Raw genomic sequence first — 12052 nt, forward strand, 5'->3', positions numbered from 1 at the left:
AGGATTTGGAAGAAAGTCAAACAAATATGATTATTTTAAACATAATAAGGAATACTAAAGAATGGAAGTGTTTAGTTCTGGTACGACTAAATCTTTTAAGAGTGAAGCACTACAAAGGGGGCTGTTGTATAACAGTCCCCTTTGTACTTTTAGTATTAGTAGGGACAGTATTTATGACAGGTCCAGCAGGATTACTTGCTAGATTAACACCAGAAACTTTAGCGACTAATTTCTGGTTAGTTGTTGTATTAATATACTACTTCTTAGCAACTGTATTATTTTCTATGGTGCTATGGTTGCAGAAGGAATCATTGCCCCTTTTTTTATTGACTTTATTGGATTATCCTATATAGTATAAGAAGAAAATAAATGAGAAACTAAGCTATTTAGTTTTAGTTGGAGGACATATGGCTATTAATTTTAAGAATACACAAAAGCTTAATAAGAACTTTATGTATAATAATTTAAAAAGAAGTAACTGTTTCGACGTAGATTTTTCAGGTTCTAATTTTGACTTTGCAAGTCTTAGAGGGGCACACTTAAAAGGGTGTAACTTCTATAAATGTTCTTTTAAATCAACTGAATTTGTAGGAACAAACTGCAAAAAGGTAAGATTCAAAAATGCTAAATTTGAAGATGCTATCTTTGAAGGGGCTAACTTAAATGGTGCAGACTTTGCAGGAGCTACTTTTAAAAATACTGTATTTTTAAGTACAGATTTAAGCGTAGCTAACAACTTAGACCTTAAAAATTCAGGGATTACAGTTTATGAAACAATGCCAGAACTTGAGATGAGTGAAGAGTTAAAAACTGCTATCTTAGATACTATGGAAAATGAGTTTGTAAAAAATTCACGTGTCTTAGATACTAAAGAAGGAGAAATCAATAATTTAAGCATTATGCGTCTCCTTGAGCATTATGATGAAAAGGCTCTTATCCGTGGCTTTAAAATTATGAAACCACGTTTAGATAAAGAATTTTGTACATTGAGCTATTTGACTAAAGTGCTTCAAACTTATAAAGAAGCAGGATTCTTATAAAACCAAGCGTTTTATAAAGAAAAATTTCTATACGAATAAGAGCTCTAAAACTAAGATGTACATTAGTTTTAGAGCTCTTATTCGTATAGAATGATTTATGACAGAGACTTCCTTTTAGAATTGAGAGATAGCCTCTTAATCATAGGAAATTATAGGTATGAAGTATGTGAGGCCCTTTGCTTAGCGAATGATAAAATATGGAGAAACTATTTAACGTAAATTTAATAAAATTCTAATATTTGTCCAATGGGGATTTAACCTTTCTAATTTATTATTTGAATTGTAGATGAAAAAGATAATAATAAAAGGGGATTAAGTATGAAATTAACTAAAAAATTTGTTATAGCGTTAGTAGGAATGGCTATTATAGGTTCATCAATTGCAGGATTTACAACAATGCAAGCAAGTTCAACACCGCTTGTGAGCGCGGTTGCTGCCAACACCCAACAAGTTAAATACAATAAACCTAAATATATTTTCACTTTTATTGGAGATGGAATGTCTTATGTACAACTTAATGCAGCACAAGTGTACAAAGGTGTTACAGAACAAGGAGGCATTAACCTTGGTAAGCTTGCAGTAAGTAGCTTCCCCGTAGTTGGGTCAGCAACGACTCAAGATTCAACATCTTTTTGTCCAGACTCAGCATCAACAGCTACTGCTATTTCAAGTGGAGTTAAAACGCACAGTGGGGTAATCGGCTACAATGCTGATAAGCAAACAAAACCTGAGAGTATTACAGAAAAACTCAAAAAAGATGGTTATAAAATTGGTGTTGTAAGTAGTGTATCTATTGACCATGCTACACCAGCTGCTTTCTATGCACATGAAGTATCTAGAAGTAATATGTACAACATTGCATTACAACTTGCAGAAAGTGATTTTGACTACTTTGGTGGAGGTTCTTTAGCACAGCCAACAGGTAAAGACAATGACCAAGCAGATGCTTTTAAAATTATAGAAGAGAATGGCTATACAATTGCAGATACAGCAGAAGAAATTAAAGCGCTAAACAAAGATTCTGGGAAAGTCTATGCAATTAGTCCAGAGCTTCAAGACTCACAGTCAATGAATTATGCAGTAGATACTGAAAAAGGTGATTTACAGCTTAAAGATTTTGTGAAAAAAGGAATTGAAGTATTAGACAATGAAGATGGTTTCTTTATGATGGTTGAAGGTGGAAAAATTGACTGGGCAGGTCATGCCAACGATGCAAGAGCAAACATTGGGGATGTTATAGCTCTTGATGAAGCAGTTCAAGTGGCTATAGACTTTGCAAGCAAACATCCAGAAGAAACATTAATCCTTGTAACAGGTGACCATGAAACAGGTGGAATGACTATTGGATACTCTACAACAGGTTACAATACAGCTTTCAATATGTTAGAAAATCAAGAAATGAGTTATGTAGAGTTTGATAAGCTTATTGCAGATTACAAAGCATCAACAAATGCAAAAGATGCAAAAGTTGAAGACCTCCTTCCAACGATTAAAGAAAACTTTGGTCTTATAACTTCTAAGGATAAAGATGCAAGTAAAAATCCGGAGATGGTTATGACAGATTATGAATACAATAAGCTAGAAAAAGCTTTCAATGAAACAATGAAGGCAACAGCGGATCGTTCTAAGGACGAAGAAGCAGGTGTATTATACGGAGGGTATGAGCCACTTAGTGTTACACTTACACATATCTTAAATAACAAAGCAGGTATTGGCTGGACTTCATATTCACATACAGGTGTACCAGTTCCAGTCTATGCTATGGGTCAAGGTCAAGAACTCTTTAATGGAGCTTATGATAATACAGATATCTTCCATAAACTTGTAGAGATCTGTGGGCTTAAATAGTTAGGTTAATAAATACTAGAACAAGATAAAGTTATAGGTTAAGTAAGAGATGAGAGTACTAAGGCAGGAGGCTTAAGTGAAAGTCGTTCCTGCCTTTTATACGAAGTGAAGTATTGATATAGGAGTATAGGTGATCTAATGAAAGCATTATTAAATAATAAAAATGTAATATTTTCTTTAATATGTCTTATAGTAAGTGGCATTTTGCTCATTATGCCGACAGGATTTGAAAAACAAATTTATGTAAATGCAGAAAGTGTACAAGCGAAGGTTTTAGAAACCAACGAAAGTACAGTATACAATAATGGTTTACTTAAACAAGGCAGTCAAGTATGCCAAGTGGAGCTTCTAAGTGGAAGTTTCAAAGGGGAGAGGGTAGAAGCAGTCAATCTTTTAACGGGAAAACTAGAATTTGATAAGTTATTTAAAGTAGGAGATAAGGCACTTGTACTTGTAGAAAAGTCACAAGACGGGGAACTCATATTTGTGAACATGTTAGACCATTATAGAATTTCAGCAGAATGGTTCATTATTTTTGTATTTATGGGTGTACTTATTCTATTTTCAGGATCAACAGGTGTACGTACCATTATATCTTTTGTATTTAGTTTACTTTGCATTTGGAAAGTGCTTATCCCTATGCTATTAAAAGGTTATCCGCCTATGGCACTAGGCCTTATTATTGGACTTACCATGGCAACTACTACGCTAATTTTAGTTGGAGGGTTTACAAAAAAAGCTTATTGTGCTATTGCGGGAACAGGTGTGGCCTCTATTATAACCTGTTTAATGGCAGTAGGATTTGGTACTTTGTTTAAAATAGATGGGACGGTTATGGCATGGTCTGAATCTTTGCTTTATGCAGGATTTGAAGGACTTGATTTAACTCAAATCTATCAAGCAGCTATTTACTTATCTTGTTCGGGAGCATTGGTAGATTTGGCGATGGACTTATCTGCAGCACTTGAAGAAGTAGTAGAGAAGAAACCTGACCTTTCTAGAAGAGAAATTTGGTTATCAGGTATGAGAATTGGAAAATCTGTAGTAGGTTCTCAAACAACGACTTTACTTTTAGCTTATATGGGAAGTTTTATTACAGTTATGATGGTGTACATGGCACAAGGGACACCTATGATTAGTATTCTAAATTCTAAATCTATAGCAAGTGAAGTTTTACATACTTTTGTAGGATGTATAGGTCTTGTTATTGTCTGTCCTTTAACAGCGACTATTTGTAGTTACGCATACAAAAAGAAAAGTAATGTAATATAATTTGAAAACAAAAGCCAAATATAATTTACACCAAGTAAAAGCCCAATGAAACAAGTGTAATACTCGCTTCATTGGGCTTTGATAATACATAGTTATCTTTCTGTACCAAGGAACATGACACCTATTGCACCAGGCCCACCATGAGTACCAATTACAGCACCAATTGGATTAATAACAATATCACCAACTGAAGTTTGTTCTAAAATCATTTGCTTAACAAGTTCAGCATTAGCTAAACAATCCGCATGACAGATATAGATTGTTTGTGATGCTAAGTCTACACCTTTTTCAAGTACTTGATTCACTAAATATTTAAGTGCATTTTTATTTCCTTTTAACTTAGCACCAGGAAGTACTGCACCTTCGTTATCAAATTTGATACTAGGTTTAATGCCGAGCATGCCCCCAATAACAGCAGTAGCTGCAGAGATACGTCCACCTCTTTTGAGGAAGTTTAAGTCATCCACTGTAATAGCATGAATAACTTTTGTGCGATTTGTCTCTACCCAAGAAACAATATCATTTTTAGAGTAACCTTGTTGAATCATTTCACAAGCTTTAGCTACAAGTAAGCCTTCTCCAAGAGAAGCACTTTTTGAGTCGATCACAGAAATATCGGCATCAGGATATTTTTCTAAAAGGTTTATACGTGCTACAGTAGCACTATTTACGGTACCGCTTAAAATACCTGCAAGACCAATGTAGATAATGGTATAACCTTCTTGTATGTAACGCTCAAAGAGCTCTTCAAAAGTATGAATGTTAACTTGTGAAGTACTTGTTTGCTCACCTTGACGAAGGTGAGCATAAAATTTTTCGTAAGGAATAGTTTGCCCAAAGTCGTCTTGAAGAAATTCACCTTGAATGTTAACTTCTAGACAAGCAAAATCAATGCTGTTTTCTTGAATATATGATAAAGGTAAATCGGATGCTGAGTCAGTAATTAATTTGATTTTCATATAGAATATCCCTCCATGTGAATGTTTATGAAAGGAGTATAGCATAATGTAATTTGAAAATCAAACTATTTGAAAAACGAATTAATTTTCGGCTCAAAATAAAGAAAGTATGAGTACTCAATTAATCTTTTTATGTCTAAAGAAAATCAGAAGAAAAGAGAGAAAGTTTAAGTATAGAAAGGCTATAGATATGATATAATAGAAATATTCAAACAATAAATGGTGAGCTGAGCAGTCAGATAAGAACAATTGGAAAAATGATAGGAGTGAATACAATGGAAAAATGGGATTTATATAATGTAGATAGACAGCCTTTAAATCAGACACATAATAGGCTAGAGGCAATGGCGAAAGGAACTTATCATATCGTCGTCAGTATTTGGACAGTTAATAGCCAGAATCAGGTACTTGCTACACTCCGTCACCCGAAAAAAGATAAGTATCCCAACTTTTGGGAAAATACAGCAGGTTCAGTTCTAGCAGGTGAGACAAGTAGGCAAGGTGCAAGACGAGAACTTTTAGAAGAAACGGGTATTAATGTTGAGGAAGAAGCGTTACAATTTTTAGATACCATTAAGGAGCTAACAGCTTTTGTAGACTTGTATATTGTAAGAAAAGATGTAGCTATAGAGGAGCTGGTTATGCAAGAGGGGGAAACAGTGGATGCTAAATGGGTAAGTCTAGAACAGTTAGACGAAATGATTGACAAAGGGTTTATTGCAGAACCTGTAGCACAAAGGTTAGTGCCAGTTAGAAAGGCGATTGAACAATTGATGTATGGTGAATAAGTAGAAGAGTTAGGGGAGAGCATCATGAAAATTTATATTGTAGGGATTGTAGCAAGTGGTAAGACGACACTTGCTAGAAGGTGGTCTCAAGCGTTGAATATACCTTTTTATGAGTTGGATTGTATTGTATATGGGAAGAAAGAGGGAGAACGATATAAAAGAACACCCCAGAAACAGCAGGCTATTATACAGAAAATAGATCAAAAAGGTGAGTGGATTATAGAGGGGACTTATAGAAAAAATTGTCACTATCTTTTGGATTTGGCAGATAAAATAGTTTTTTTAGATACGCCACCTTGGAAACGAAATGTAAGGATTCTAAGCCGGCATATTAAGCAAGTTTGTGGCATGGAAAAATGTCATTATAGACCAAGTTTGTGTATGGTGAAGTCTATGTACAGTTGGTCTAGTGATTTTGAAAAAAAACGAGAAAAGTTTGAAGCCATGCTACTAAAATACGGACATAAATTAGTGTTAGTAAGAACTAATAAAGAAGTTTATACACCCAACAATGAAGCACTTTGTTTTAAGAAAGTAAAAAATTAAAAGTTTTATTTAAACAACTACATAATCACCGTCAAAAAGTAGCTTATTATTTTGATAAGCTACTTTTTGTGTTGACAAGAATACTTGTCAATGATAGAGTAAATGTATGACAAGAATACTTGTCAAGATGGAGGTGAAGCATATGCCCCTTTACAATAATGTAAAGCGATTTAGAGAAGAACTGGGTATAAGTCAGACAGAACTTGGGAAGCAATGTGGTGTTTCAAGACAAACCGTAAGTAGTATTGAAAGAGGAGATTATCATCCTTCAATTGTATTAGCGATTAGGATTGCTCAAATCTTTAATACATCAATTGAAAAATTATTTTGGCTGGAGGAAGAAAATAAATGAAAAGTTATAATTGGAAAAAAGGCATAGTATTTTTTGCAGGGTGTGGATTGATAGGAGCTGTATTAGGTGGCGTACTTAAAAGCCTAGAAGGCAGTGGTGCTATCCATGTATTTGCACAACAAGTGCAGTCTATGGCACCAAGTATGTTTGTCATTGCTTTTATTGTAGGACTTATAGGATTGGGTGGTTATTTTTACTTCAATGCACAACTTAAAAAGGAACAGTATAGTGATGAAGAAGGATCTTTTTATGAAAAGCATGAAAAGGCAATGAGTATTGTCATGATGTGTTCTACATTATGTGCTATCTTTAACTTTACAGCTTTAGGCGTGAATATTTTCAACACAACAGCTTTAGCAAATTTATTTTTCCCTTTATTTTTTGCTAATGTAGTAGTAGCCTTCTTTGGAGAAGTTGCCCATATATCATTAGTTAAAAAGGTAAGACCAGAGTTAGACGCAGATCCTCTTAAAACCAGTTTTACGAGAGATTATTTTGACCAGCTAGATGAGTATGAAAAGAACAAAACAGGAAAAGCATGCTTTAAGACGCTAACAGCCATGGTACCACTTTATGTAAGTTTATTTTTAGCCTGTTATGTATTAAGTATATTTTTTAATGTGAGTGCAGTCATTTGTTTGCCAATCGGTATTATGTGGGGGGCACAGACAATATTAATGACTTACTATGGAAATAAGAAAGATAAGTAATGTAATGAATATATCAGCAGAATCTAAAATAAAATAATAAAATAATTTTTAAAAGGGGAATAAATGATGTTTAAAAAAGTTTTAAGTTTAGGATTAATAGCAGTAATGATGGCAGGAGCTTGCCAAGTTTTTGCACAAGAGAGCGTACAACCAGCAGATTGGGCATTAAGCGAGCTCAACGATGCACAGGCATATGGGGTGGCACCTAACGGATTTGAAAAACAACTTAATGAAGTACTCACAATAGACCAATTAAACTTTATCGCAGAAGGCTTAAGAAAGAAGTGTGAAGAGGCAGGATTAGTCTTAGAACAAGCGAGTGAAATAAAAAGAGGAACAACCAGAGAAGCAGTACTTGACACCTACTATGAAGTGCTTAAAGGCTACCAAGGAAGATTAGATTTAAAATCAGATTATTTAGCTTATATGAGAGATAATCAAATTGTCAAAGGATATGGGCAACAAGAACTTGGATTAGAGCAAGACTGTACATTACAAGAAGCACTTGTATTAGCAACACGTGTTGTAGAAAATGTATATGAACAATTAGGTCTTGGAACTGAAGGGTTCTTGTGGGAAGTAAGTGATGAGGATAGTACTGTTTACTTGTTAGGGACAGTACATATTGGAAAATCCGAAGTTTATCCTCTTAGCAAGGGATTGAATGAAGTACTTGAGAATGCAGACAAAATTGCATTAGAGGTTGACTTTGGAAATCAAGAGGGGCTCAACTATTTAGCACAAAAGCAAATGTATACCGACGGGACAACGTTAGAAGATCACGTAGATGCTGAAACTTACAGACGTACGGTCGAAGCATTAGAGGCATTTGGTATACCAGAAGGTCAAACTAAATTATTCAAACCTTGGGCAATAGCTAACACATTGACTGTACTGACAGCACAAGCTACAGAAAATCTAGAAGAAGTAGGAGCGTACCAACCGATAGATGCTTATGTCTATATGAAAGGATTGTTTGAAGAAAAAGATATTTTAGAGATAGAAGGTTATGCCTTTCAAGCAGATTTGTTTGAAAATATTCCGATAGAGTATCAACTTGAGAGTTTAAATGCTGGATTAGATATGATTGAGACGATTACAACTGATAAAGCTGAAATAAGTGATGAAAAAGTGGCCGAAGAGGCAGCTCTAATGAATGAAATGTTACAGTATCTTAAAACAGGAGATATTGAAGGATTTACAGCAGTCTATCCGAAAGATGAAAGTATTGAAAGTGGTGATATCATGGCACAGGCACTTTTTGAAGGCAGAGATGCACATATGAGTGAAAAAGTAGTAGAGTACTTACAAGATGAGAATAAGGCTACTTATGTTGTAGTAGTAGGTGCAGGACACATGATTGGCAAAGGTGGTATTGTGAGTAGATTAGAAAAATTAGGATACACTGTGAATATAGTACCTAGATAGACTTATTTGGATAAGGTATAAAGTAACAAATAGTTATCCCCCTAAAGTTACAGCTTGTTGTATACAATCAACAACAATAGTCTGTTAATTTATAGGGATAACTATTTGACAAAAAAGTATAAAACAAGATGTATAGTTATTGTAGGAGTTTTAGGGTAAAATAACAAAATAAGATAAGTATCTATAAGTATATAGTAAATATAAAAAGGATGGATTAAATGAAGAATTGGAAAATAAGCGCACAAAATAAAAAATTTATTGCTTCATATAGTGGGGGCAAAGATAGTTCATTAGCACTTTATCAAGCCATGCAAGAAGGAGAAGCTGTAGGAATTATTGCCATGATGGAAGAAGAAGGCGTAAGATCTAGATCACATGGCTTATCAAAAGAATTGCTACAAGCACAAGCAGAAGCTATAGGTGTACCTTTATACATAGGCTGTGCAAGTTGGGAAGGCTATGAAGAAGTCTTTGTAAAGCTTTTGCAAGAAGCAAAAGAGGCAGGGGCACAAGTATTGGTAACAGGTGACATTGATGTGCCAGAACATGAGTGTTGGCATGAACGTGTGACACAGAAAGTGGGGCTGGGCCTTGGTATGCCTCTATGGGAGATGGACCACAAGCAAGTTGTGGAAACTTTTATTGAAGCAGGATTTGTGACAAAGGTGGTGACAGTTAACTTAAACAAGGGTATGCAGGCTGAAGATTTAGGGCGTATGCTTACAAAAGAATATATGCAGGAGCTAGAAGCAAGAGGTGTAGACCCTTGTGGAGAAGCCGGGGAGTTCCATACTACTGTAATAGATGGACCGCTGTTTAAGCATCCTATCCCTGTAGAAGATGGAGAGATTACTAGGAGAGGTGAGTACATGTATCTATCACTTGCCATGAAAAACAGATAGAAATAAATTGAAATAGAAGAGTAGTTTTAAGTTGAAGTCAAAAAGGCTTCAACTTTTTTTGTAATTAAAATTTTGAACTGTGTTGACAATTACGCACAACTGATTATACTGTATATATACACTATGATCAGTTGTGCGGAGGATGAAATATGAAATTGACATTATCAAATAGCTCTCAAACACCTATTTATGAGCAAATAAAGGAACAATTTAAAAATGCTATATTAGGTGGAGAAGTGAGTGAAGGGGAGATGCTTCCGTCTATAAGAACATTGGCGAAGGAACTAAAGATTAGTGTAATTACAACGACAAGAGCGTACCAAGACCTAGAACAAGAGGGGTTTGTTAAAAGTATTCAAGGAAAGGGTGTTTTTGTACTCCCGACTAATACAGAACTTATGCGTGAGCGGTTATTACAAGAAGTGGAAGATTGTATTGTAGAGAGTATACAAAAAGCAAATAGAGTAGGACTGAGTTTAGAAGAGTTTAGAGCACTTATAGACGTACTTATTAAGGAGGAATATCATGAATAATCTATTAGAAATTAAGGGTTTAGGGAAGAAGTTCTCTAATTTTACATTGCAAGATATTCACTTGGAGTTAGAGCCAGGCTATATTATGGGGCTTGTAGGAGGAAATGGTGCAGGAAAAACAACAACCATTAATCTTATTCTTAATAAGATAGGTAGAGACAGTGGAGAAATTAAAGTTTTTGGATTAGATTTACTTGTACATGAAAAGGAAGTTAAGCAAGATATTGGTGTCATTTTTGATGAGGCAGGGATTGCATCAGAATGGACATTGAAAGAAGTAGAAAATGCATATAAACCTTTTTATAAAAGATGGGATAGCCAGAAATATTATGCTTATCTAGAGGAGTTTGGCTTAAATGTCCATACAAAGGTGAAGGATTTATCTCGAGGGATGACGGTTAAATTGATGCTAGCAACCGCATTTGCCCATCATGCTAAGTTACTCATATTAGATGAGCCAACAAGTGGTCTAGACCCAGCCTCTAGGGATGCATTAATGGAAATGTTACAAGCCTATATTGAAGATGGTACAAAAAGTGTCTTGTTTTCTACTCATATTACAAGTGATTTAGAAAAAGTAGCTGATTATATTACTTGTATAGACCATGGTGAACTTTTTTATACAGGGACAAAAGACGACTTACTAGAACAATATAGACGTATAAAAGGTGGGCCTAATACGTATAAAGGCTATGAGCAATGGATTATTGGACTGAGAAGATATACAACAGGTTTTGAAGGGATGGTTCGAGTAAAAGATTTAAGCCATATGAACAATAGTTTTGAGGTTGAAAAATTATCCATTGAAGATATTTTAGTATTTATAAATAGGGAGGGGAAGAGAAATGACAGAAAGCATTAAGCTTATGAAGTTAGATTTGATGATGACCAAAAAATATTGGAAAGAGATGTTGTTTGCAGGGGCAATTATATCAGTATCTATTTTACCCAATGTGCCAATTCTTCTAAATATTATTATGTTCATGTTCGCAAATACCCTTTTAGGTTATCCTTTTATGATTCAAGAAAAAGATAAGATGGATAAGTTTTATAGTATTATTGCAGTGACTAAAAAGGAAATTGTAAGAAGTAAGTACTTACTAACCTTATTTTATATGGTCATTATAGGAACTGCGCTTATTCTCATTAATCTAATCTTGTACTATGTAGTGAAGGTAGAAGTGGATTTGCGAGGTGCCCTTTTGTTAATAGGTATGGGTATGTTGTTGTATAGTGGTGTGGCAGCACTGCAACTACCTTGCTATTTCAAATGGGGTTATTCAAAATCTAGAATGATTACAGCTATCTTACCTATTTTAGTAGGCGTAGGGGTACCAGGAGTTGTTCTAGGTGGAGCGAAGTTGCTAGGGAAAGAGCAGTTACTGGATATAGGGAGAAATATGGCTCGGTTTATAAGTAATCAGTATAATGTATTGCTCATAGGCATGGTTATAGGTATTATTTTATGTTTTTATATTTCCTATAAGGTTAGTGAAAACATTTATTTGAAAAATAGATAAAATCAAGCGATAAATCAATAACTAAAGAAAGAAATCAGCAAATAAATAAAAGAGTAGAGAACTAATGTTTAGTGTGCTCTACTCTTTTTTGAAGCTTATCCTTTAGTTACGCTTGTAGAAACCCATTGATTGTTGCCTGCGGATTTTAAGAGGG

13 protein-coding genes are annotated in these 12052 nt (G+C 34.6%); 12 read left to right on the top strand and 1 reads right to left on the bottom strand.

From position 1 onward, the window contains the following. Positions 1–407 precede the first annotated feature (407 nt). From RRY75_RS02420 to RRY75_RS02430, 3 genes are all read left to right on the top strand, one after another. On the top strand, positions 408–1040 hold the full coding sequence (locus tag RRY75_RS02420; protein ID WP_332492182.1) for a pentapeptide repeat-containing protein: 633 nt from the start codon (positions 408–410) through the stop codon (positions 1038–1040). Positions 1041–1358: 318 nt separating this feature from the next. After that, positions 1359–2888 (top strand): alkaline phosphatase, encoded by a 1530-nt coding sequence (locus RRY75_RS02425; protein ID WP_332492184.1) that lies wholly within the window; start codon positions 1359–1361, stop codon positions 2886–2888. 138 nt (positions 2889–3026) lie between these two features. Beyond that, positions 3027–4160 carry a YibE/F family protein gene (locus RRY75_RS02430; protein WP_332492186.1) on the top strand — a complete coding sequence of 378 codons (1134 nt, stop codon included), beginning with the start codon at positions 3027–3029 and terminating at the stop codon, positions 4158–4160. Between the two features lie 92 nt (positions 4161–4252). Here the strand turns inward: RRY75_RS02430 and RRY75_RS02435 are convergent, their stop codons facing one another. After that, positions 4253–5119, bottom strand: a complete 867-nt coding sequence (locus RRY75_RS02435) for a DegV family protein (protein WP_332492188.1) — start codon at positions 5117–5119, stop codon at positions 4253–4255. A 275-nt stretch (positions 5120–5394) separates the two neighbouring features. Here RRY75_RS02435 and RRY75_RS02440 point away from each other — a divergent pair, with 275 nt between their 5' ends. The 9 genes from RRY75_RS02440 (at position 5395) to RRY75_RS02480 (ending at position 11898) form a co-directional block, all read left to right on the top strand. Then, positions 5395–5907 carry an NUDIX hydrolase gene (locus RRY75_RS02440; protein WP_332492190.1) on the top strand — a complete coding sequence of 171 codons (513 nt, stop codon included), beginning with the start codon at positions 5395–5397 and terminating at the stop codon, positions 5905–5907. Between the two features lie 24 nt (positions 5908–5931). Next, positions 5932–6453: a hypothetical protein gene (locus RRY75_RS02445; protein WP_332492192.1), complete on the top strand. Its 522-nt coding sequence runs from the start codon at positions 5932–5934 to the stop codon at positions 6451–6453. Positions 6454–6559: 106 nt separating this feature from the next. Next, a complete protein-coding gene (locus RRY75_RS02450) occupies positions 6560–6805 on the top strand; it encodes a helix-turn-helix transcriptional regulator (protein WP_442935400.1) in 246 nt (81 codons plus the stop codon). Then, positions 6802–7515 (top strand): DUF3169 family protein, encoded by a 714-nt coding sequence (locus tag RRY75_RS02455; protein WP_332492194.1) that lies wholly within the window; start codon positions 6802–6804, stop codon positions 7513–7515. The genes RRY75_RS02450 and RRY75_RS02455 overlap by 4 nt, the downstream gene beginning before the upstream one ends. A gap of 66 nt (positions 7516–7581) precedes the next feature. Beyond that, on the top strand, positions 7582–8943 hold the full coding sequence (locus RRY75_RS02460; protein ID WP_332492196.1) for a TraB/GumN family protein: 1362 nt from the start codon (positions 7582–7584) through the stop codon (positions 8941–8943). 218 nt (positions 8944–9161) lie between these two features. Further along, a complete protein-coding gene (locus tag RRY75_RS02465) occupies positions 9162–9845 on the top strand; it encodes a diphthine--ammonia ligase (protein ID WP_332492198.1) in 684 nt (227 codons plus the stop codon). A gap of 149 nt (positions 9846–9994) precedes the next feature. Then, positions 9995–10378 (top strand): GntR family transcriptional regulator, encoded by a 384-nt coding sequence (locus RRY75_RS02470; RefSeq protein WP_332492200.1) that lies wholly within the window; start codon positions 9995–9997, stop codon positions 10376–10378. Continuing rightward, positions 10371–11240, top strand: a complete 870-nt coding sequence (locus RRY75_RS02475) for an ABC transporter ATP-binding protein (RefSeq protein ID WP_332492202.1) — start codon at positions 10371–10373, stop codon at positions 11238–11240. The genes RRY75_RS02470 and RRY75_RS02475 overlap by 8 nt, the downstream gene beginning before the upstream one ends. Continuing rightward, positions 11224–11898, top strand: coding sequence for an ABC-2 transporter permease (locus RRY75_RS02480; protein WP_332492204.1), 675 nt, complete (start codon positions 11224–11226; stop codon positions 11896–11898). Before RRY75_RS02475 ends, RRY75_RS02480 begins: the two co-directional genes overlap by 17 nt. Positions 11899–12052 lie beyond the last annotated feature (154 nt).

The organism is Niameybacter sp. (genome assembly GCF_036655075.1).
Taxonomy (GTDB): Bacteria; Bacillota; Clostridia; order Lachnospirales; family Cellulosilyticaceae; genus Holtiella.